This is a genomic window from Luteolibacter yonseiensis (genome assembly GCF_016595465.1).
GTDB classification, from domain to species: Bacteria; Verrucomicrobiota; Verrucomicrobiia; order Verrucomicrobiales; family Akkermansiaceae; genus Luteolibacter; species Luteolibacter yonseiensis.
Genome location: NZ_JAENIK010000004.1, coordinates 201,903 through 223,064, shown reverse-complemented (window position 1 = coordinate 223,064; position 21,162 = coordinate 201,903). Strand labels below are relative to the sequence as shown.

Genomic DNA, 21,162 nt, shown 5'->3' with positions numbered 1-21,162 from the left:
CGGCTCAACCATTTCCTCCAGCCGTGGGGTTCAGTTCGTGGCGTCGTTGACATGGCGGGGCGCGGTGAGCTTGGAAACGAGGAATGCAATGAGGAGGATGCAGCCGAGCGGGACGATGCCCTGCCGCAGGGATGCGTCACCAGATCCCCAGAAAATTGATTTCCCGCGAACGATGGTGAATCCGTCGATCAGGATATGGCTGAAAATCCATCCGGCATGCAGGCCGGTGGACAATCCGGGCGAGGCGGTGGCCCAGCGGGCGAATGCGAGCACGCCGCCGAGGGCGAGCAGCGGGAGGAAGCTGATGAGGAAAATCCGGGGGTGGAAAAACGAAACAAAGAGAGCGCGCAGGAGTTCGAACCCGACTCCGGATGCATCCGGATCCACCACATCCAGCCCCGGCGGTGGATTGAGGAAATGCACGAGCGAGAACAAAACCGCCGTCATGGCGATGGCTGCCTCCGGACGCATGGCCCGCAGGAAAGTGCCCAAGGCGATGCCTCTGAAAAGCTTTTCCTGCAAAATCGCCAGACCCAGCGCGGTGGCGAATCCTTTCCAGACAAATGAAAAAACGGGATTGGCGGGCCCCTTCCACTGAAGGGCTCCTGTGAGGAAGAGAACGCCGGCGAGGAACAGGAAAAGCACGGTCACGATCAGGAATCCCATGGCTCCCTGGCGCCATGCCTGGGATCCGCCGACCGATCGCCGGGAACCGATGTCGCCCGGAGTCGCCTGCGGGTTTCTGGCAAAGATCGTCCCGCGTCCGCATTTCAACCAATCGTAGAACGGCAGGAACAGGACTCCGCCGGCGATCAGCAGGCTTGCCACGAAAAATTCGGGGAACTCCGTGCGTTGGCAGACGGCGGCGAGCCATTCGAGCGGGCTGTTCGTGTTCTTGCTCTCGGACACCTCGGCCAGCGCCTTGCCCGCGTTATAAAGAAGCGGCGCGGCCCAGCTGCCGAGCAGGACCGAAGCGATGGCATAGAGCCAGATTTTCAAAACGCCGCTGGAGGGCAGGCCGGGCATGGGCGGATTCTGCCAGCGGGTGGGTGGAATGAAAGCACGGGAATCCGGGAATTTTGCCTTGGTGTGGATTCATTCCTTATTTTAAACTGAGGAATGATCAGCATCGAACCGATTGGAAACACCCGCAGCCAATGGGGCGAAGGCCCGGTGTGGTGGCATGGAGCCCTCTATTATGTGGATATCGAGGGCCATAAGGTTCACCGGCTCGGTGCGGACGGAACCGAGAGGTCCTGGGATGTCGGCCAACGCGTCGGCACCGTCGTCCCGCGCGAGAGCGGCGGTCTGGTCATCGCGGGCGACCACGGGCTGTATTTCCTCGATGAGGAGACGGGCGATCTCACCGCCATCGCGGACCCGGAACCGGACAAGCCGGACAATCGTTTCAACGACGGCAAATGTTCGCCCGATGGCCGGTTTTTCGCCGGAACCATCAGCCTGGTGAAAAAAACAGGCGATGCGAGGCTTTATCGCCTTGATCCGGATCTGACCCTGCATGAGGCCTTCGGGCCGGTGACGAATTCGAACGGCATCGTCTGGTCCGCCGATGGCGGCACGGTTTATTACATCGACACCCCTCGCAAGGAAGTGCTCGCCTTCGACTACGAGGACGGCCAGTTGCGGAACATGCGCGGGGTTGTTTCCACCGCCCATCTGGATTCGTCCCCGGATGGAATGACGATCGATGACGAGGGGCATCTGTGGATCGCCTTCTGTCACGGTGCCTGCGTCGCCTGCTTCAGCCCGGTGAGCGGAAACGAACTCCGCCGCATCGACCTTCCATGCCTGGAGACGACGGCTTGCGCGTTCGGAGGACCGGGGCTGGCGGATCTGTATGTGACCACGGGCGTGCATAAATCCGAAGTCGAGGAACACGCCGGGCGGGTTTTTGTCATTCGCGGCCTCGGCGTGAACGGAGTGGAGGCGAACGCCTTCGCCGGTTGAGCGGGAGATTTTTGACAAATCCCGCAACACGTGGCGTATGAGTCTGTTTGATCCATCCGCTTCCTTGATTTTATGAAACCCACATCCATCACCACCCTGGCCGCGCTCGTCCTCATCGGCGCCGGCGGTTTCATGGCTGGCCGCATTTCCTCTCCGACTCCCGAGACCGCTGGCAAGGACTCCCCGACGGAGACCCGCTCGACGCGTTCCCAGTCGTCTCTGGGTTCATCTTCATCAGATGCTGAGAAGCGGTCGTCCCGTGGCACGAAATCCGACCGCAAGGGCATGGATACGGCGGAAGCGCGGCACGCACGGCTGGAATCCATTGTCCGTGGAGAGAATCCGCTGGAGCGTAACCGCGCGTTGCTCGCCTACCTCGACCAGCTCGGTCCGGGCGAGTTCGAAGGGGCCGTCGAGTACTTCCGCTCGCTGGGACTCGCCGACACGCGGACCGGTGAATACGCGTTGCTGCTGACGGCATGGGCGCAGGCCGATCCTCTGGCCGCTCTCGGATTTGCCAAGGACAACACCCAGAACGGCTTCACCCAGGACACGATCCTCACCACATGGGCCACGGTGGATCCGGAAGCCGCGCTGCGCTGGGCGCAGAGCCAGCACACCGGAGACGGACCGAATCCGTATCTCCCCGGCGTCATCCGTGGCATCGCTGCGACGGATCCGGTCCGCGCCACGGAACTGCTCTCCTCCATGCCGAACACCGGCGCACGTGGAAAAGCGCTGGATTTCATCCTGCCGCATGTCCTCCAGCAAGGGGTGGCGGCGACCCATGCCTGGATCGACTCCATTTCCGATGATGTCATGAAGAACGGTGCCATGGTCCGCGCGGCCGAGGAGCTGGCCAAGAAGGATCCCGCCGGCACCGTCACCTGGTTGCTCGCGAACCCGGGTGAGGCCGCGCAGCGCCGGATCGACGACGTCTACAGCACCTGGATCAAAACGGACTCCGTCGCGGCGCTGGCCTCCTTCGACAAGCTTCCGGCGGGCGAGGTCCGCACGGACGCCCTGCGTGGCCTCATCGGCACCACCGCCAATGACGATCCCGCGGTCGCGCTCGCCCTCATGGAGCGTTATCCGAACGATGTGAATGACCGGGTGCTCCAGGATTTCGTCCAGGAATCCTTCAAGCATGATCCCGCCACCGCGGCGAACCAGATCCCGCGCATCGCCGACGAACGCGAGCGTGACCAGGCCTACCGCCGCACTCTCGGAAACTGGCTCGAGCGGGATGCCACCGCGGCGAACGCCTGGATGGCGGCGAACGAGGTGCCCGATGCGGTCCGACAACGGCTTGCGGAGCGCCAGGAACGCCAGCGCGGAAAATGAACACGACGCCCGACATGGAATCAAACCCGGCCTCTCAACACGTTGACATCCGCCCGCCGGCCAGCCAACGTCCGCCCATGGACACGATGAAATTACTCCTTGGCGCAACCATCGCGCTCCTTCTCGGGGCACTTGCCGTCTCGTGGCAGGGGATGACCAATGGCGTCAAAAACACCCCGGCGGACGAACTCGCCCGTCTGGAGAACCAGATCAAGGAACTCCGCGCCGAGCAGGACAAGCTCGCGCTGGAGAAGCAGATGCAGCAGCTCCAAGGGCAGGCCGCCACCCCATCATCCAATGCCGCGGAAATCGAGCTGATGAAAGCCCAGATGGAGAAGGGCAAGCAGGCGTTGCTCGAACTCGAAAAGGAAAAAGCGGAACGTGACAAGCTCGTCGATGACCAGGAGGAGCTTCTCGCCGACCAGAAAAAACTCGAAAGCACGGATGTGGAACTCCGCCGCGCCCGGATGATTTCCGAGGCCCTTCTCATCGGGAAGGTCGCCGAATACATCGAAGATCCCGCCACCGGAGGTTTCGTCACCTTTTCCATCGAAATGCCGGAACAAGTCCAGGTCGGCACCATCCTCGCCATCCGCCGCAAGACCGGCATCCTCGGCCAGCTCAAGGTTTCGGACGTCACTCCCGACGGCGGCATCGCCAACCCGATGGCCAGCTTCGGCACGGTCAAACCCCAGTTGGGCGACGAACTGATCCTGCCTCCGCCATACTGAATTCGTCAGAGATGGCCGGCGGATCGCCCCGTCGGAATCCCTGTCATACACGTCGGTTGCGACGGTTTCCTTCGGGAGATTTGCCCGGGTGGCCTTTCCCGCCAGCCCGGGCCGGATTTCCAATAAAGAGTTATTTGGTTGCAAATCCCCGGCGGAATACCCTGTAACCAGTCACTCCCAACGTTTTCCCCACCATGTCCACCACCGTAGGTCTCATCTCACTCGGCTGCGCGAAAAACCTCATCGACTCGGAAGTCATGATCGGCCACCTCGCGCAGGCAGGCATGTCGCTCACTCCGGATGCCGAACTGGCGGATGTGATCATCGTCAACACCTGCTCGTTCATCGACATGGCCAAGCAGGAGTCCATCGACACCATTTTTGGCGCGGTGAAGGACCGCTCGGAAGATCCGGACCGCGCCCGCCAGAAAATCATCGTCGCCGGTTGCCTGTCCCAGCGGTTCGCCAAGGACCTGCCAGGCATCATGCCCGAGGTGGATGCGTTCATCGGCCTCGACCAGATCACCAAGGTCGCGCCGATCATCGAGAATCTCCTCGGTAAGAAAAACGACGCCGAGGTCCAGAAGACCGAAGGTCCCTCCGCCACCGAGGATCCGCGCGACTTCGTCACCCTCAAGCCCCAGTATGTGCCGGACTATTCGACGCCGCGCATGCGTCTCACTCCGGACCATTTCGCCTACGTGAAGATCGCCGAGGGCTGCAACCACACCTGCACCTTCTGCATCATCCCGAAGATCCGTGGCCAGCACCGCTCGCGCACCCAGGAGTCCGTGGTGAAGGAAGTCGAGGCGCTGGTGAAATCCGGCGTGAAGGAAATCAACCTCATTTCCCAGGACACCACCTACTTCGGCATGGACCAGTGGGAGGGCAAGCGCCCGACGCCGAGCTCCCCCGTCGATTCCACCCGGGGCGAATCGCTCGCCACCCTGCTCCGCGAGATCAACAAGATCGAGGGAGACTTCTGGGTCCGTCTTCTCTACACCCACCCGGCGCATTGGTCGGACGAACTCATCCAGACCATCGCCGAGTGCGACAAGGTGGCGAAGTATGTGGACATCCCGCTCCAGCACATTTCCGACCGCATGCTCACCGCCATGAAGCGCGTGACCACCGGTGACTACATCCGCGACCTGCTGCGCCGCATGCGCGCCGGGATTCCCGGTCTCGGCATCCGCACCACCTTCATCGTCGGCTTCCCCGGTGAGACCGAGGAGGACTTCCAGGAACTGCTGGAATTCATCCGCGAGTTCCGCTTCGAACGTGCGGGCGTGTTCTCCTACTCCAAGGAAGAAGGCACCCGCGCCGAGAAATTCGACGGCCACATCCACCACGCCACCCGCAAGAGCCGCTGGTCCCGCGCCATGGCCGAGCTTCAGAAGATCGCCGGCGAGACGAACCAGGCGCAGGTCGGCAAGGCCGTCCGCGTCCTCGTCGAACAACCCGGCGTCGGCCGCACCCAGTGGGACGCCCCGGAAATCGACGGCTCCGTGATGGTGGACGAAAGCATCCCCGTCGGCGAATTCGCGGACATCACCATCGGTGACTGGCGCGGATACGACCTCGTGGCGGCGCGCTGAAGGCAGCGGCCGTTTGGAAGTCATGGGCGCCGTTCGGCGCCTTCATGGCTTCGGTATCCGTGTTTCGACAAAATGGAGCACCTTGCCCCTATCGTCGCCTTCTCCATGGGGTAGGAAGGGCGGTTCGGTGACCGGATTGTTTTCAATGCCGGGTTCAATCCATTCCAGAAACTTGTCAATGCGCACGAGCTTATACTCGCCTGCCACGTATCGATAGAGCTGACGACTCCAATGACCGCCGCCGCCGCGCCCCCAGTTTTCGATCTGGGGTTTTCCATCATGATCCGCAAGGATCCTTCCTCCCACGCTTTGCAGGGTGACAGTCGAGGACCAGGAGCTGGTGACCTCCCGCACTTCGATCTCGATCATCCGTCCGCCGGAGCCGCCCAGCCGGGACAATTCCGCGGGCTGCCGACGGATGATCTGATAGAGATCGAAGGCTAACCGGACGTCATCTTCGGCAGGATCCGCGGCGACGGGAGGAAAATTCATCACCACTTCCGGCCAGGGAATCTTCGCGATATCCTCCCGTTCGGCCGGTGGTTTTTCCGCCCTCACGCGTTTTCTTTCCTCAATCAGCGAATTTCCGGAACCGGATCTCGCGATTTTTGTTTTTCCGGCGGGAGGAGCGGTCGGGGATGCGCCCTCATTCCCTGGTGGGTTTGCAGAACCGGCCGCCAAATAAATCACCGTTCCGGTGATGGCCGCGATGGTCCCGGGAATCAGGCATTTTCTCAGGTTTGTCATGGTAAGAACCCGGGTGATGACGGTGGCGGAAGTTCCGCCGAGCGCCGCCATGGTGCAGCCCGCCGCCGAGCCCGCCGGCGCGACTTGCACCGCATTGGCGGAGATAACCCCCGCCAGTCCTGCGGTTCCGGCGGTGATCCCGCGTTTGGCGAGATTTTCCCGCAGTCGTCCGACAGCGCGGTTCACCCGTTTCTGGGCAGCTTCCGGGCTGGTGCCAAGGATCGCCGCCATTTCCTGTGCGGGCTTGTTTTCAAAATAACGCAGCAGAACGGCGTCGCGGTCTGAAGCGTTCAGCTCATCCAGTGCGGCGTCCAGATAAGGAGAGATCGCTTCCCACGAGGCTTCGGATTCGGAAGAGGTGTTCATGGTGGCGGCCTGATGTTCACGATTGCTCCGCCTCACCTCCGTGCGGACGGTCTGGGAGGCGATGTTCCGCGTCGTCCGATGCAGCCAGCCCGACAAGGTGGGGTGATCCATCAGGCGTGCCGCGTCTTTCGACAAGGCGACGAAAACGCCTTGCGAGACATCCTGCGCACGATGCGGATCATTCACCAACCGGCGTGCCACGGAATGCACGAGATCGATGTGGCGTCTCACCAGCTCGGCGAAAGCCGCTTCCGAGCGGCGTTCGGAGTAGTCGTGCAGCAATTGGGAGTCGGTTCGGGCTTTCACTTTATCATGAGTAGCCGCCCGCCGGGAAATCGGACAGGAAAAGGAATGGTTATTCCAACAAGTGCGCCAGCAGCTTCGGATCAACCGCCGTGCGGATGGCGGTTTCCCGATCAATCAGCCGGTCCCGCACCAGGGTCGCGAGAGATCGCTCCAGCGTGACCATTCCCTCCTCGCCTCCGGTCAGCATCGCGTTGCGCATGAAATGGTCCTGACCTTCCCGGATCCCGTTGGCCACGGCGGGGGTGACCATCAGCTTTTCCACCGCCGGGACCAATCCTCCGGTGCGGGAGGGAATGAGCCGCTGGGATACCACGGCGCGCAGGGACAGTGCCAGTTGCGAACGGATATGGGTCTGCTGGTGGCCGGGAAACACATCGACGATGCGGTTCACCGCTGTCGATGCGCTTCCGGCGTGGAGCGTGGAAAGAACGAGATGCCCGGTCTCCGCCGCGGTGAGAGCGGCGGAAATCGTTTCATGATCCCTCATTTCACCGAGCAGGATCACATCCGGGCTTTCCCGCAGCGCCGCCCGCAGACCGGCTGCGAAACTCTCCACATTTCCGCCCACCTGCCGCTGGTGGATCATGCACTGGATTTCCTGATGCTCGTATTCGATGGGATCCTCGATCGTGATGACGTGTCTCGGCCGGGTGCGGTTGAGGTGGTCGACCAACGCCGCCAGGGTGGTCGATTTCCCCGCCCCCGCGACACCCGTCACCAGCACGAGGCCGTTTGGAAACGTTGCGAGCTGCTGGAAATCACCCGGTAGGGAAAGCTCCGAGATCTGTGGCACCCGCCTGCGGATGGGGCGCAGCGCGGCGGCCACACCGTCCAGATGCCGGAAAACGTTGATGCGGATGCGGCGGGGGCCGTCCGGCATCTCCCAGCGGACGGCGAAATCGACACTGCCGGACCGCTCGAGTTCCCGGCGGGCTTCTTCGTCTGGAATCATCGCCAGAATCTGCCGGAGGCCCGGTGCCGGCGAATCGAGAGGACGGATGACGCCATGCTGGCGGATGCGCGGCGGTTTGCCGGAGGAAAGAAACAGATCCGAGGCGTTCTGCGAGAGAGCTTGGTGGAGAATGGAGATCAGTTCCGGGTCCGGCCTGCCCGGCGAAGGGTTGGTTTCCTCCGGCATGGCTGCTTCTTTGGGTGATGGCTGGACGAAGTCCGCCACCTTTTGGGTCAGGGGGTCTTCGACCGGCTGGTCCGCCTTCGGCACATCGCCCAGCGTATGGACATCGATCCTCCATTCCGGACCTCCCGGTTGGATCCGGTAACCGAATTCCGCCAGGTTCGCGGCCCGGAATTTTCCCTCGTTGCCTCCCTGTTCGCCCATCATTTCTTGGGAAATGCGTCGCAGCGTGTCCTCGCGCAGCGGGGGCATGGAAAGCTCGATCGACTGTCCGTTCATCAACAGGAAAGGGGTTCGATCCGAAACAAGCACCAGCCTTTCCGCCCGTCTTTCCACCATCAGATTCAAGAATGTGTCAATGATCGCCATGGTATTTCGTTCGGTGGGTCACCACACCACCGTATGAAAAACCACCGGTCCCGGGTTTGGTTTGTAAGTCTTTCCAGGCGGTGGCGCCGTTCGTTGCAAGTTCCGCCTTTGCACTTCCCTTTTCCCGATAAAACCCGTTCGTTGTGGCAAGATGGAGGAGATCGGAAAAAGTCGGAACGCATGGACGCGAGGGCAGCGCTGGGTCAGCGATGGCGAGCCCGAACTGGGCCTCGGCATCATCCGCGGGAGTGGCGACGGGCGCGTGGAAATCCGGTTTCCGGCGGCGGGCGAGACCCGTATCTATGCCACCGATACCGCGCCGCTGCGGCGCGTCCGGTTTTCCGCCCGGGACAAGGTCAGGATCCGCTCCGGCGGGGAGGTGGAGATCACCGGCGTCCGCGAGCAGGGCGGATTGATCATCTACGAGACGGCTTCCTCAGAAATCAGCGAATCGGATTTATCCGACTCCATCAGTTTCAGCAAACCGCAGGACCGACTTTTCGGCGGCAAGCTCGATGAACCCGCGGACTTCGACCTGCGGGGCGAGGCGCTCCGCCGCCGGGCTGACATGCGCCGCTCGCCCGTGCGTGGCCTTGCGGGTGCCCGCATGGACCTGATTCCCCACCAGTTGTTCATCGCGGATGAGGTGGCGAACCGTCCGAAACCCCGTGTACTGCTGGCCGATCAGGTGGGGTTGGGAAAAACCATCGAGGCGTGTCTGATCCTGCACCGGCTGATTCTGACAGGGCGGGCCGAGCGGGTGCTGGTCCTTGTCCCGGAGCCTCTGGTCCACCAATGGTTCGTCGAGTTGTTGAGGCGTTTCCAGCTTTCCTTCAGTCTGTTTGACGAGGCGCGCTGCGAGGCGATCGAGTATGGGGACCCGGAATGCAATCCCTTCCTCGACAGCCAATGGGTGCTGGCCGCGGTGGATTTTCTGTCGGGGAACGAACAGCGTGCGGCGCAGGCGATCGAAGCCGGGTGGGATGTGCTGGTCGTCGATGAGGCGCATCATTTGGAATGGACACCCGAGGCCGCCGGGCCGGCGTATGAGGTGGTGCGCGGTCTGGCGGAGACCACGGAGAGCCTGCTGCTGCTGACAGCCACACCTCAACAACTGGGGCCGGAGGGACACTTCGCCCGATTGAAGTTGTTGGATCCGGACCGCTACACCGATCTTGAACAGTATCGGCGTGAAACGCTGCACTATGAGGAAGTTGCGGAGGTGGTGGAATCGCTCTCCACGACGGAAGAGACCGGGGTGCCGGCCTCCCGCTTGCGGGATCTTGTTTCCGGCAGGCCACGGCTGGAACAACGGGTGGCGGAATATACGGACGGGAAACCGGGGGCGCGCGAGCGTTTGATTTCGGACCTGCTGGATGGTTTCGGTGTCGGTCGGGTGATGTTCCGCAACACCCGTGCCAAGCTCGGTGGCTTCCCGACGCGCGAGCCACGCATCGCGCGGGTGGAGGACAAGTTGAAATGGCTGGCCGGATTGTTAGGCACGCTCGCGGAGGAAAAAATCCTCGTCATCACCCGGACCCGCGAACTGGCGGAAGAGGTGCTGGAGGAAATCACCTCCGCCACGGGGGTGAAAGGCGTGCTTTTCCACGAGGACCTCACGCTGCTCCAGCGCGACCGGAACGCCGCGTTTTTCGCCGAGGAGGAAGGTGCCCGCGTTCTCGTCTGTTCCGAGATCGGCAGCGAGGGACGGAACTTCCAGTTCGCGCGACATCTTGTTTTATACGACCTGCCGGAGGACGTGGATTTGTTGGAGCAGCGGATCGGGAGGCTCGACCGCATTGGCCAGAAAGGCACGATCCAGGTGCACGTGCCTTGCCTGCCCGGCACGGATGAGGAAATCCGCATGCGTTGGCTGGAGGAAGGTCTGGATGCTTTCCGCGCGAGCCCGCCCGGTGCGGCGGAAATCCAGAGTGAATTGCGTTTTGATTTGGAAGAAGCCATCGGCGAGCGTGAGGGGATCGACGAACTGATCCGCAGGACGCTTGATTGCCGGAAACGGATTTCCGAACGCCTCGCGCGCGGGCAGGATCGTCTGCTGGAGCGGAGTTCACATCGCCCCGCCAGATCCGCGTGGCTGGTGGAGAAGATCCGCGGGTGGGACGAGGACGAGGATTTCGAGGATTTCCTGATGCGGTTGTTCGAGCATTCGGGACTGCACATCGAGGAACTGGGCAGACGCCGTTATTTCCTGCTGCCGGGCAATCTGAAGTCCGACGCCTTCCCCGCGCTGCCGGCCGAGGGGCTGAGCGTGACGTTGGACCGCCAACGCGCGCTGGAGCGTGAGCAGGAGGCGTTCCTCACCTGGGATCACCCGATGGTCCGTGGCGCGCTGGACCTCATGCTGGGATCGGAGGCCGGGAATGCCAGCTTCGGCGTGTGGGATTCCGTGGGAGAAAAGATCATCCTGTTGGAAGCGTGGCTCGTCGTCGAGTGCGTGGCCCCGGCGCGCCTCCATGTGGAGCGGTTCCTTCCGCAGACCCCTCTCCGTGTGATGGTGGATCACAAGGGCACGGATCACTCGGACAACCCGGCATTCGGAAAACCGCCACTCCGCAAAGGCGATGCCGCCGCCCTGCTGAGGAATGACAAGGTGAAACGGCACTTCCTTCCGGCCATGCTGGATCATGCGCGTGATCTGGGGACCACGAAAAGCCATGCCATCGTCGCCGAGGCCCTTCTGGGCATGCGGTCGGAAATGGCTGCGGAGATCGCCCGTCTCCGTGATCTGGCGGAAGTGAATGATCACATCCGCCCGGAGGAAATCGCCGCATTGGAAGCGAGGGAAGCCGAACTGGCGGACGTGATCGGGAACGCCCGCGTCCGTCTGGACGCGGTGCGGTTGATCTGGAAGTCTCCTCCCGCCTGAGGCTTCACAACGGCTCGATGACAGCCTGCTTCACCTCGAACGCGCCACCTTCCGATTGCAGGCCGATGAAGCCGGATGAAATGTTCGCGCCGGTGAGCTTGTTCACTTCCTTGTCGTTGACGAGGATGGTCACCGCGTCCTTGTCGCAGATCACGGTGAAGGTGTTCCACTCGCCGGCGGGTTTTTCCGCGTCCTCTCCGGCGCGTCCGATGCGGTAACCCCGGATCTCGCCATTCTTGCCGGTGAGCGGCGTGGTGTTGTTCGCGGTGGCGCCGGACCAGAGGTAGAAATCACCCTGGCTTTTGTTCATGCCCTGGCACTCGATGCTCTTCGGCCAGACAGCGTCCGGCGGAGTCATGTGGACGACGACACCCGTGTTGCCGGGTTTCGTGAAACGCCACTCCACGGTGAACTTGTATTGCTCGTAGCTTTTCTCGGTCCGGAGGAATCCGGCGGGGGAGCCGGTGCAGACGAGCAGCCCGTCCTTGACCGACCATGTCTGGTCCGCGGGCGCGTCACCTTTCAGGTGGGAGACCCAGCCGGAGGTGTCCTTGCCGTTGAAAAGAGGGGTCTTCGCGGCCGGTACTTCGGCGAAGGTGGAGGCGGTCGGAAATGCGAGCGCCGAGACAAGGGTGAGGAACGAAAAACGCGGGCTTGGATTCATCCACCCAAGTTGTCTTTCCCGCCCGGGCTTTCAAGGGAAAACGTGGTGTGGTCTAACTGATCTTGATCCGCTTCGCCACCGGCACGTGCTTGTTCAGCCATGCGAGGAGGAAGAACACCCGCAGCCGCCACCGGACGGCGAATGGCGGCGAGGTGCAGCCCGCGAGGATCGCATTGATCGAGCACACCATGCCCCAGCGGTTGTAGGGTTGGAAAAAGATCTGCGCGAAGTGGTTTTTGTAGAAATTTTCAATGAACTCCCAGTAGATCGCGATGCGCTTGCGGTTGTCCTTCTCGTAGCGCTTCATCCCGGCGGTCAGGGCGTTTCCCGTCTCCAGCGCCTCGTGGATGACTTGCGCTCCCTGTTGGCCGCTGGTCATCGCCAGGAGCACTCCGCTTGAAAACATGGGGTCGATGAAACCCGATGAATCGCCCACGCGGACCACCCGGGGAGAGACGAGCGTGTGGTTTTTATAGGAGAAATCCACGATGACATGGAGTTCCTCCTTCATTTCCGCGTTCCGGAAACGCTTGCGGATGACCGGGGTGTCCGCCACCGCCTCGTCGAACACCTGCTGCGGTTTTTTCCCGAGCGCCTTGAAATCCGCCGCATCGATCACGAGGCCGACACTGGTCTTGTCCGGGGCAAGGGGAATCATCCAGCACCACGATTTCTCGCGGCGGATGATGAGGATGTCCCCCTCTTCCTCGCCTGTCGGCATGTCAATTCCCGAGAAGTGGCTGAAAATCGCGATCTTCTTGTGGCCTGGATAATATTCGCGCAGCTTCTCACGGTTCGCGGTGAAATTGTGCAGTCCGCTCGCATCGATCAGATAGGGAGCGGTGATCTCCTGCTCGGCTCCATCCGCCGCGCGGTAGCGGATGACGACCCTGCCGGCCTCCACGCGGTGTTCCAGCACGGTGCTTTCCTCGCGGACTTCGGCACCATTCTCGCGCGAGTGATGGAGCAGGATGTCGTCGAACCTGGAGCGCTCGACCTGCACCGCCTCGGGATATTTGGTGAAAGCGCCCTTCGAGAAATCCAGCCGGTTGGCACGCGAGCCGTTTCCCATGACGAATTGCGCGGCGCGTTTTTTCGTGAAGCCTTCCGCCGCGATTTTTTCCCAGACCCCGAGGTCATCGAAGATCCGGCGGTTGTAGGGCAACAATGATTCGCCGATATGGAACCGGGGGAATTTCGCTTTTTCCAACACCAGCACCCGTCTCCCCGCCTGTGCGAGCGTCGTCGCGGCGGTCGATCCCGCAGGACCTCCGCCGATGATGATGACGTCCCAGTGAGTGTCGGAGGTGGCGGGTGCGGGCATGTGGCGGGAATGTGGAGGAATCCTGATTTCCGCGCAACCGCTTGTTTGACTCCCGGAGTTGCATTTCCTCCCGATCAAGCGAAGGATCGTGACAATGAATACCGAAGATTTCCCGGAGTCCGCGAGTTATGATGTCGTCGTGATCGGTGGGGCTCTCTCAGGGGCGGCCACCGCGACCCTGCTCATGCGGCAGAATCCGGGAATCCGGGTGCTCATCGTTGAAAAAACCGAGCGCCTTTCGCGCCGTGTCGGCGAGGCGACGGTGGAGATCAGCGGTTATTTCATGTGCCGCGTGCTGGGCATGACTTCCTATCTGAATGAGAAACATCTCGTGAAACAGGGGCTGCGTTTCTGGTTCAGGAATGATGACGTGAAGTCTCTCGGCGAGGCCAGCGAGCTGGGGGCGAAATACCTGTCCCGCATTCCTTCCTTCCAGTTGGACCGGGCCGCCTTCGACGAGGAGGTCCTGCGTCGCGCGGGGGAGGCGGGTGCCATGATCCTGCGCCCGGCCACCGTTTCAAAAATCCAGCTCAACCCGGGCGGCGATCAGACAATGGAAATCCGCCATGGTGACAAACGCCAGACCGCCACCGCCCGCTGGATCGTGGACGCGTCGGGCCTCGCGGCCATGCTCGCGCGCAAGGAAGGCTGGTGGAAGTCGAACACCGAGCACCCCACCGCCGCCGCGTGGTCCCGGTGGACAGGGGTGAAGGACTGGGACAGCCGTGAGCTGGCGTTGAAATTTCCGGAATGGTCCAAGGCCGTCTACGGCACCCGGAACACCGCGACGAACCACGTCATCGGCGACGGCTGGTGGAGCTGGTGGATTCCGCTCAAGGGTGGGGACGTGAGCGTGGGGGTGGTGTTCGACCAACGGCTGGTGGATTTCCCGAAAGACGGCGGCAGCATCGGCGAGCGCGTGAAGGCGTTTCTCATGGAGCATCCCGTGGGCAGGGAGATGATCCAGGACGCGACCTATCACGAGGACGACCAGCTCTGGCGGAAAAACCTCGCCTACTACAGCACCACCTTCGCCGGGGATGGTTTCGTGCTGGTGGGGGACGCCGCCGCGTTCATGGATCCCTTCTACAGCCCTGGCATGGACTGGATTTCATTCACCACCAGCAGCGCCGCGAACCTCATCACGCAACAGCGCAAGGGGCTGAACACCCCGGCGACCTATGAAAAATACAACCGTGATTTCGCCATCAGCCACCGCCGTTGGTTCACCTCGCTCTACAAGGACAAATATGAGTACATGGGGGAATACGACCTCATGAGCCTCGCCTTCCAGATGGACCTCGGACTTTACTATTGGGGAGTCGTCGAGGTGCCGTTCAACATGGGGGAGACGGCGCTTCATTTCCCTCCGTTTTCCCCGCCGAGTGGAAAGCTCTTCGCTGCTTTGATGGGCACCTACAACCGGCGCTTCGCCCAGATCGCCCGCCGCCGCCGCAAGGAGGGCAGGCTGGGGAAAAGCAACAGGCTGAACCGCTGCCTCATCCCCGGCTTCAAGCTGAACCGCGGAAACATGCTGACGTTTTTCCCGATGCTCGCGAAGTGGATGGCCCTCGAGCTCAGGGAAGGCTGGCGGAGCTGGGGGGATCCCACCGAAACACCGGAACGGGAAACCCCCGCCGCCGAAGTCGCGGCGGAGTGACCGTCTCCGGAACAGCATCTATTGCCTGCTGATCCGGAAATCCTCGTCGTTCGCGCGGCACGCCTGGATGGACCAGCGGCGCATGTCCCGCATCTGTTCCTCATCCAGCAGCTCGACATTTCCGCCCAACATCGCGCAGACCGCCTTTCCGCTCCAGCGGAAGTCAACATAGCCGTGCTTGGAGGCTGTTCCTTCCTTCTCGAATTTATCGCTGCTCCAGACATTGGCGGTCATGTTGGGCGGCTTGATTTCGAAATAACCCGGTTCGTCCTTCGTATAGCGGGAGGATGCGAAAACGATCAATTTGCTGGGATCGTCCGCTTCGGAAAGATGCGAGAGGTAATATTTTCCATAGACCGAGACGAGCCGGGTCTGCGCGGCGTTCAGCAAGGCGGACGCCGAGCCGAAATTGCCGCCCACCAGTTCTGCATTGATGCCGAGGTTCGGCCTGAGGCTGATCTCGTAATCGTTGTTCTCCTTGTGCAGGAGCCCCTCGTTACCATTGTAGAAGATGATGCCGTCAATCGCCGGCACGTTCGCCATCAGCCGGTAGGGATAACGGGCGTTCATCGGGAAAGCCATCAGCTCTCCCTTCAGGTTCATCGCATCCGGGTCGGCCTTGAACCCCGGCATCACCTGGCTGCTGTGGTCCGCGGCATAACCGAGGTAGCCCGTGATCAGGTTTCTCGCGGCGTTGATTTCCACGATGGACTTGGCTTTCTCCTTCGCGCTGCGGTAGCCGAGCATGCCGAGCGCGGCCAATGAGATCGTGACGGTGATCGTGACCAGCAGCTCGACCAGTGTGAATCCTGGGGAACGGTGTTTCATGGTTTGACTATGCGGGATATCCGGTAGAACGACTTGGGGGAGGGGCTGCTTCCGGACCAGTTCAGGTTGCCGGCGCTCGTGGGAGTGACGCTATGGACCGGCGTCCAGCTTCCGACCGCCATCGTCTCGGATCTTTCCACCGTGTATTTATAGCCGGGTGACCCGTTCCAGGTGATGCTGGCGGTTTGCGCCGTTTCGTTTCTGGAAAAGGTGATCACCTTGACGGGCAGGGAATAGGTGACGTTCAAGGAGGGAGCCATGAACCCGAAGAGCGCATGTTCCGCGTTTTCCTTGGTATAGAACTGGGGAAATCCGCTGAACGCCTGTTGCTCGGTGGAATGGAGCGAACTGACGGTCAGCCAGATGTAGCCCTGGTTGAGCGATGTTTTCACATAATTCGCGACTCCGGGCAGGGTGGTGTTCAGTTCGAATACCGCGGCGATCAGCAGATTCGGATCATCCGGGACCATCGCACCGGGAGCGAGCTGCGTCCATGCCCCGCCATTGAATGGCCGGGTCTGGATTTTACCGATCGCCCAAGGCATCGAATCGAAACCACCGGTCACGTTGTTACTGACATCCCGCGCCACTCCGGCGGGGGTGTAGCTCATGGCGTAGGCGTTCCGTCCGCCGGCCGTCTTGGGACCGAAAGCAGAGCTTTCAGTGAACGTCGCAGCGGTGAAATTGTTCCGGAAACCGGTGCCATAGACTTCCAGAGGACGACCCGCGTCGGGGTCCGCTGTCGATCCTGGTCCGTAAGACGAGCGCGGGTCTTCCGTGGCGTCGTAGCGGATTCCCCCTGCCGTGAGAATGCAGGTCAAGGCGATCCGGGAGACATCATAATTGTCGACTCCCAGTCCGGCGGGGATGCCCGCCGCCACCGTGTTGAACCGGACGACGAATTGCGCGAGACGGTCTTCCTCCGGCGGACTATAGACGGTCGGCAACGCGGTGAACGTGGATGCCGTGCCTCCGCCGCCCAAATTGTTGGCATTCGGATACATCCAGAGGTCGGCCGTGGGGGACTGCGCCTGGGAGGAGAAAGGCCCGGTGCCAGCGGCCGTGAGGCCGGTGGCACCGAGCAGCAGGAGCACGCTCACGCGTGCGGACAAAAACGATTTATGCACGACGACGGCGGATACAGGTGAAGCTCAGGGCAGCGAATCCCAACAATGCCGAGGTGGGCTCCGGGATGACTTGGGCGAAGGTGTCGCTGGCATCCAGGGTGAACGAATTGGCCGCGAAGTGGCCGGTGAAGTTGATTTCGTAACTGGTGATCGGGACGGAGATGCCGGTGAGATCCCATTGCCACGCACGGTCGGGATATCCGGCGGCTGTCCAGACGGTGGTGAAATCGGCCGCGAGAGCCTGGGTTCCGCCGTTGTAGCTGAAAGTCGGAGCCCCCGAGAAATCATCGCTGATCTTGCCTTGGAAAACGATGGTTGCCAGGGAGGCGAGCGGGCTGCTGTCGGAAAGGGTGAAGCTGGATGAAGTCCCGGCGGTGTACATGAATCCGCCGGAAGCCATGTAGGCGCTGCTGCCGCTCACCTTGTTGAGGAGCGCGCTGGAAGATCCGCTGCTGACCGCTGCGGGGGCACCCCATGGATTCGCGGCATTTGGAAATTCGCCGTTATAGGTGGCGACCGGATAATTGGTGCGATTGAACGTCCATGTGCCGCTTTCGGTTGTTCCCGGCAGGGTGTAGGTGACGGCGGCGAACGCGGGGGCGGAAAGGGCGAGGAGGAGAGCGAGTGATTTCATGTTACTGTTCTATCTATTGGAAATTATTGTGCTGAGGAGAGGTAGGGGGTCAGGGCCTGGACGATGGCGTCCGGAGCGGGTTTTTCCTTTTCCAGCTCGTTGAACTTCTTGCTCAGGCCGACGCCGCCGGTGGTGGTGAGGTAGGTGAATTTCGCGCCGTCCTTTTGGCCGGCATCGATCCAGAAGTTGCGGATCGAGTTCCAGACGGTTGAATTTTCCTTCCACCAGTCGCTACCTTTCGCGGCGAGCGCGTCATCGGTGTGGTTGTACTGGTTCAAGCCGGTTTCGCGGGAGAGGACGAATTTCTTGCCGTCGCGGTCCACCACCTTCTGGTTGTCCTGGGCGTGGACCCAGCCGGTGGGGGTGAGGGTGTGCCGGTTGAGGACGATCAGATAATCATAGTCGTCGCGGGCTTCGTACTCGCGGCGTGGCAGCGGGCGGCGGGTGGGCTCGCTGATCCATGAGGATTCGCCGAACTCATGTGTCCACTTGCCGAGGCTTTCGTAGCGCGGGGTGTCGTCCACGCTGGTGACGAGTTGCGACCATTTGCCCGCGGCCTGTTCCGGGGTGACGGTATCGCGTTCCCATGCGTCCACTCCTTCGCTGCCGGCGTAGTCGAGGATGCGGGTGTCCTGCCAGGTCCAGATCTGGGCCCAGTGCTTGATGACGCGGGACTTCTCGGCGGTGCCGACCACCAGCAGGTGCTGGAGCGTGATGCGCTCCGGCGTGTCTTCCGCCACGGCAACCACCTCGACGGCTTCCTCGTGATACTTCTTGCTGAGCGGCTTGTAGTCCGGAGCGATGGGGTAGGTTTCCTCAAAGTCGAAGGTGACCTTGAAGTTTCCCGCCATTTTCAAAATAGCCTGACGATCTTGTTCAGGTGGAGCGGCGAGCGCGAGGGTGGCACTGGCGAGAAGAATGGAGAGGATACGGCGTTGCATGACGCCGAAGACCATGCCGGAGTCCGGGAGAGGCGGCTAACGGCTGGTTGCGCCGGATTAGCGGTCAATTGCGCGATTAGCGGTCAATTGCGCGTTGCCGGGAAAACGGCCGCCAATTCATCCGCATCAAGCGCCCGCCAGTCGCCCTCTTCCAGATCATCCGGCATTTTCAGCCCTCCGATGGAGATGCGCTTGAGTTCCAGCACGTGGTTTCCCGCGGCGGCGAACATCCGGCGGACCTGGTGGTAGCGGCCCTCGTGCAGGGTGATGAGCGCTTCCTTGTCGCCCAGCACTTCGAGCTTGGCGGGCAGGAGCGGTTTGCTCTCGCTGTTGAGCATCAATGTGCCGGAAGAGAAAAGGTCCGTCTCATGACCCTCCAGCGGACGGTCGAGCGTGACGTGATAGACTTTCCAGCAACCGGACTTGGGGTGGATGATCTTGTGGAGCAATTTACCGTCATCCGTCATCAGCAGGAAACCGGTGGTGTCTTTGTCCAGCCGGCCGATGGGGTTGAGGCCCGGGTTGCGGTGGGCGAAGCGTTCGGGAAGCAGATCATAGATCGTGCTGCCCGGGTCGTCGCTGCTGCATGTGTAGCCGTCCGGTTTGTTCAGCATGATGACCAGCGGCGCGGGCGGGTCCAGTTCCTCGCCACGGAAGAGGATGCTCTCGTGAGGTGGCAGGTCGTTTTCCGCCAGTGCGTTCCCTTCATCGTCGGTGACGGCACCGGATTTGATGAGGCGCTGGACTTCTTTGCGCGAGCCGTAGCCGAGATTGGCGAGGAGTTTGACGAGTTTCATAGAGACTTAAGACGGCAAGACGTAAGACTTGAGATGGAAAGATACAAGAGATGCAGAGCGGAGTGGCGGTCTTTTCTTAAGTCTTATGTCTTGTCGTCTTGAGCCTATCTCTTTTCCGCGAACAGGATTTTGTAGATTTTATCCTCGGCGATCTTGCGCCAGGCGAGACCGTTGACCTCCAAGGCCGCTTCGTAGGGGAGCTGGCGGTTGGCGACGAGGAGCAGCCTGCCTCCACGCCTGAGCGACGCGGTGGCGGTACGGAGGAACGCGCGGCCGAGATCGACATCGGTGGACTGGCCGGTGTGGAAAGGAGGATTCATGATGATCACATCATAGGTGTCCGGCAGGCCGATGGTGACATCGTGCCAATGGAAATGGATTTTCTCTTCCTCCTCCGCCTGACAGGGAGGTGAACTCAGCTTGGCCACAGGCTCGCGATGGTGGGACAGGTTGATGCGCGCGCAGTCCAGAGCTCGGGCGTCCGCCTCATAGAGATCCAGCCGCTCGATCTTCGGGCAACGTTTCAAGACGGCATCCGAGAGAAATCCCCAGCCCGCGCCGAGATCCGCCACCTTGCCCCGCAGGTGGGCGGGGAGGTGGTCGGCCAGAAGCTGCGAACCGGGATCGATGTGGTCGCTGCTGAAAATTCCGGGCACGACGGTGAATCCGGAAACCTCACGAGGCTCGGACAGAGCGCGCCATTCGTTGAAAACCGCTTCATCCCAGGTGCCGTCCTCCGTGGCGTGGAAGGCGCGGCATTTGTGCTTCTGCAGTGAGGTGATGCCGCCGGTGGCCTTGGTGAGTTCCTTTTCAAAACGGCTCGCTCCTGCGGTGTTCGGCATCGAAACCAACAGCGTGCCGCCCGGAGCCAGGCGGTCGCGGGCATGGGCGAACCACAGCAGCGTCTCGTCCCGTGACTTGCCCGGCAGGACCATGACGAGGGGGAATTTTTCCTCAGGCGGATCTTCGGCACGTGTGAAGCCGGCCTTTTCCCATGCGGTGGCCAGTGGTTTGAGCGGTTGCCATCCGGTGATGTCCGGCCATTCCTTCAGCGCCGGATGCGGCTCCGCCCCGATGAAGAGCGCCCGTGGCGGGATGGCGGGCGCGTCCCCGGAGGAAAAGGCGAGCAACAGTGTTTCAAGTGCGGCGGTCATGTACTGGCGCTCGAATCCATCATGGAACCCCTCGGGGCTAAAGCGAAATTGGCAGGAGCGGGAGAAGCGGACCCACTGTCGGAGCCCGCCTTTTCCGTCGGCCACGGAGAATCTGGAAAACGTGTCATCTGTCGCCGTAACGAAACCAGAGGGGAAATCATTTCCCTGGCTGCCCCAGCGGATTCTCCGCAAAGGCATACTCGCTGACGATTTCTCCGCCGATCAGGTGCCGCTGGATGATGCGTTCCAGCACCTCCGGCGTGCAGGAGTGATACCACACCCCCTCCGGATAAACGACGGCGATGGGACCGTGCAGGCAGGCGCGCAGGCAGTTCGCCTTGGTTCTGAAAACCAGCGATTCCGCGCCACCCGCCAGTCCCAGTTCCTTCAGGCGTTTTTTCAAAAACTCCCAGGAAACAAGGCCATCCTCCTTCGCGCAGCACTTCGCCTCCGTCTGGTCCGCGCAGAGGAAGATGTGACGCCGGATGTTCCCGATGCCGAGGGATTCGGCGCACCGCCGGAGATCGTTCATGTCCTTCAAGGGATTTTGACGGGTCGCGGCATCCCTGCCGCGACCCATGG

18 protein-coding genes are annotated in these 21,162 nt (G+C 61.7%); 6 read left to right on the top strand and 12 right to left on the bottom strand.

The genetic code is table 11. The features are described 5' to 3' along the window. Nucleotides 1-30 precede the first annotated feature (30 nt). A complete protein-coding gene (locus JIN84_RS02685; protein WP_200349464.1) occupies nt 31-1,026 on the bottom strand; it encodes a CPBP family intramembrane glutamic endopeptidase in 996 nt (331 codons plus the stop codon). Between the two features lie 93 nt (nt 1,027-1,119). Here JIN84_RS02685 and JIN84_RS02680 point away from each other — a divergent pair, with 93 nt between their 5' ends. From JIN84_RS02680 to rimO, 4 genes are all read left to right on the top strand, one after another. After that, nucleotides 1,120-1,968: an SMP-30/gluconolactonase/LRE family protein gene (locus JIN84_RS02680; RefSeq protein WP_234043152.1), complete on the top strand. Its 849-nt coding sequence runs from the start codon at nt 1,120-1,122 to the stop codon at nt 1,966-1,968. Between the two features lie 72 nt (nt 1,969-2,040). Continuing rightward, entirely contained in the window at nt 2,041-3,312 is a 1,272-nt protein-coding gene (locus tag JIN84_RS02675; RefSeq protein WP_200349463.1) for a hypothetical protein, read from the top strand. 86 nt (nt 3,313-3,398) lie between these two features. After that, nucleotides 3,399-4,043, top strand: coding sequence for a hypothetical protein (locus tag JIN84_RS02670; RefSeq protein WP_200349462.1), 645 nt, complete (start codon nt 3,399-3,401; stop codon nt 4,041-4,043). A 194-nt stretch (nt 4,044-4,237) separates the two neighbouring features. Continuing rightward, the gene (gene rimO / locus JIN84_RS02665) at nt 4,238-5,641 is read left to right on the top strand and encodes a 30S ribosomal protein S12 methylthiotransferase RimO (RefSeq protein WP_200349461.1); all 1,404 of its coding nucleotides are present in this window, start codon (nt 4,238-4,240) and stop codon (nt 5,639-5,641) included. 42 nt (nt 5,642-5,683) lie between these two features. On the opposite strand, the gene JIN84_RS02660 is transcribed toward rimO, so the two are convergent. After that, nucleotides 5,684-7,060, bottom strand: coding sequence for an RNA polymerase sigma factor (locus JIN84_RS02660; RefSeq protein ID WP_200349460.1), 1,377 nt, complete (start codon nt 7,058-7,060; stop codon nt 5,684-5,686). Nucleotides 7,061-7,109: 49 nt separating this feature from the next. Beyond that, nucleotides 7,110-8,564, bottom strand: coding sequence for a type IV pilus twitching motility protein PilT (locus tag JIN84_RS02655; protein WP_200349459.1), 1,455 nt, complete (start codon nt 8,562-8,564; stop codon nt 7,110-7,112). Nucleotides 8,565-8,715: 151 nt separating this feature from the next. Between JIN84_RS02655 and JIN84_RS02650 the strand changes: the two genes are divergently transcribed. After that, nucleotides 8,716-11,451 carry a helicase-related protein gene (locus JIN84_RS02650; protein ID WP_200349458.1) on the top strand — a complete coding sequence of 912 codons (2,736 nt, stop codon included), beginning with the start codon at nt 8,716-8,718 and terminating at the stop codon, nt 11,449-11,451. A 4-nt stretch (nt 11,452-11,455) separates the two neighbouring features. On the opposite strand, the gene JIN84_RS02645 is transcribed toward JIN84_RS02650, so the two are convergent. Beyond that, entirely contained in the window at nt 11,456-12,115 is a 660-nt protein-coding gene (locus tag JIN84_RS02645; protein WP_200349457.1) for a 3-keto-disaccharide hydrolase, read from the bottom strand. Nucleotides 12,116-12,167: 52 nt separating this feature from the next. Further along, entirely contained in the window at nt 12,168-13,439 is a 1,272-nt protein-coding gene (locus JIN84_RS02640) for an NAD(P)/FAD-dependent oxidoreductase (RefSeq protein WP_200349456.1), read from the bottom strand. A gap of 94 nt (nt 13,440-13,533) precedes the next feature. Here JIN84_RS02640 and JIN84_RS02635 point away from each other — a divergent pair, with 94 nt between their 5' ends. Next, entirely contained in the window at nt 13,534-15,099 is a 1,566-nt protein-coding gene (locus JIN84_RS02635; RefSeq protein WP_200349455.1) for an NAD(P)/FAD-dependent oxidoreductase, read from the top strand. Nucleotides 15,100-15,117: 18 nt separating this feature from the next. Here the strand turns inward: JIN84_RS02635 and JIN84_RS02630 are convergent, their stop codons facing one another. From JIN84_RS02630 to JIN84_RS02600, 7 genes are all read right to left on the bottom strand, one after another. Next, nucleotides 15,118-15,927, bottom strand: a complete 810-nt coding sequence (locus JIN84_RS02630) for a type II secretion system protein (protein WP_200349454.1) — start codon at nt 15,925-15,927, stop codon at nt 15,118-15,120. After that, nucleotides 15,924-17,054, bottom strand: coding sequence for a hypothetical protein (locus tag JIN84_RS02625; RefSeq protein WP_200349453.1), 1,131 nt, complete (start codon nt 17,052-17,054; stop codon nt 15,924-15,926). Before JIN84_RS02625 ends, JIN84_RS02630 begins: the two co-directional genes overlap by 4 nt. Continuing rightward, complete coding sequence (locus tag JIN84_RS02620; protein ID WP_200349452.1) at nt 17,047-17,688, bottom strand: hypothetical protein; 642 nt, start codon at nt 17,686-17,688, stop codon at nt 17,047-17,049. Before JIN84_RS02620 ends, JIN84_RS02625 begins: the two co-directional genes overlap by 8 nt. Before the next feature lie 23 nt (nt 17,689-17,711). Next, complete coding sequence (locus tag JIN84_RS02615; RefSeq protein ID WP_200349451.1) at nt 17,712-18,629, bottom strand: DUF6607 family protein; 918 nt, start codon at nt 18,627-18,629, stop codon at nt 17,712-17,714. Between the two features lie 83 nt (nt 18,630-18,712). Then, nucleotides 18,713-19,426: a pseudouridine synthase gene (locus JIN84_RS02610; protein WP_200349450.1), complete on the bottom strand. Its 714-nt coding sequence runs from the start codon at nt 19,424-19,426 to the stop codon at nt 18,713-18,715. Nucleotides 19,427-19,530: 104 nt separating this feature from the next. Continuing rightward, entirely contained in the window at nt 19,531-20,580 is a 1,050-nt protein-coding gene (locus JIN84_RS02605) for a class I SAM-dependent methyltransferase (protein WP_200349449.1), read from the bottom strand. 157 nt (nt 20,581-20,737) lie between these two features. Beyond that, nucleotides 20,738-21,112: a (2Fe-2S) ferredoxin domain-containing protein gene (locus JIN84_RS02600; RefSeq protein ID WP_200349448.1), complete on the bottom strand. Its 375-nt coding sequence runs from the start codon at nt 21,110-21,112 to the stop codon at nt 20,738-20,740. Between the last annotated feature and the right edge of the window lie 50 nt (nt 21,113-21,162).

Bases quoted from the DNA above. Each gene is read 5' to 3' on its own strand.
- JIN84_RS02685 (WP_200349464.1), bottom strand. From the start codon at position 1,026: ATGCCCGGCCTGCCCTCCAGCGGCGTTTTGAAAATCTGGCTCTATGCC.
- JIN84_RS02680 (WP_234043152.1), top strand. From the start codon at position 1,120: ATGATCAGCATCGAACCGATTGGAAACACCCGCAGCCAATGGGGCGAA.
- JIN84_RS02675 (WP_200349463.1), top strand. From the start codon at position 2,041: ATGAAACCCACATCCATCACCACCCTGGCCGCGCTCGTCCTCATCGGC.
- JIN84_RS02670 (WP_200349462.1), top strand. From the start codon at position 3,399: ATGAAATTACTCCTTGGCGCAACCATCGCGCTCCTTCTCGGGGCACTT.
- rimO (WP_200349461.1), top strand. From the start codon at position 4,238: ATGTCCACCACCGTAGGTCTCATCTCACTCGGCTGCGCGAAAAACCTC.
- JIN84_RS02655 (WP_200349459.1), bottom strand. From the start codon at position 8,564: ATGGCGATCATTGACACATTCTTGAATCTGATGGTGGAAAGACGGGCG.
- JIN84_RS02650 (WP_200349458.1), top strand. From the start codon at position 8,716: ATGGAGGAGATCGGAAAAAGTCGGAACGCATGGACGCGAGGGCAGCGC.
- JIN84_RS02645 (WP_200349457.1), bottom strand. From the start codon at position 12,115: ATGAATCCAAGCCCGCGTTTTTCGTTCCTCACCCTTGTCTCGGCGCTC.
- JIN84_RS02640 (WP_200349456.1), bottom strand. From the start codon at position 13,439: ATGCCCGCACCCGCCACCTCCGACACTCACTGGGACGTCATCATCATC.
- JIN84_RS02635 (WP_200349455.1), top strand. From the start codon at position 13,534: ATGAATACCGAAGATTTCCCGGAGTCCGCGAGTTATGATGTCGTCGTG.
- JIN84_RS02630 (WP_200349454.1), bottom strand. From the start codon at position 15,927: ATGAAACACCGTTCCCCAGGATTCACACTGGTCGAGCTGCTGGTCACG.
- JIN84_RS02620 (WP_200349452.1), bottom strand. From the start codon at position 17,688: ATGAAATCACTCGCTCTCCTCCTCGCCCTTTCCGCCCCCGCGTTCGCC.
- JIN84_RS02615 (WP_200349451.1), bottom strand. From the start codon at position 18,629: ATGCAACGCCGTATCCTCTCCATTCTTCTCGCCAGTGCCACCCTCGCG.
- JIN84_RS02610 (WP_200349450.1), bottom strand. From the start codon at position 19,426: ATGAAACTCGTCAAACTCCTCGCCAATCTCGGCTACGGCTCGCGCAAA.
- JIN84_RS02605 (WP_200349449.1), bottom strand. From the start codon at position 20,580: ATGACCGCCGCACTTGAAACACTGTTGCTCGCCTTTTCCTCCGGGGAC.
- JIN84_RS02600 (WP_200349448.1), bottom strand. From the start codon at position 21,112: ATGAACGATCTCCGGCGGTGCGCCGAATCCCTCGGCATCGGGAACATC.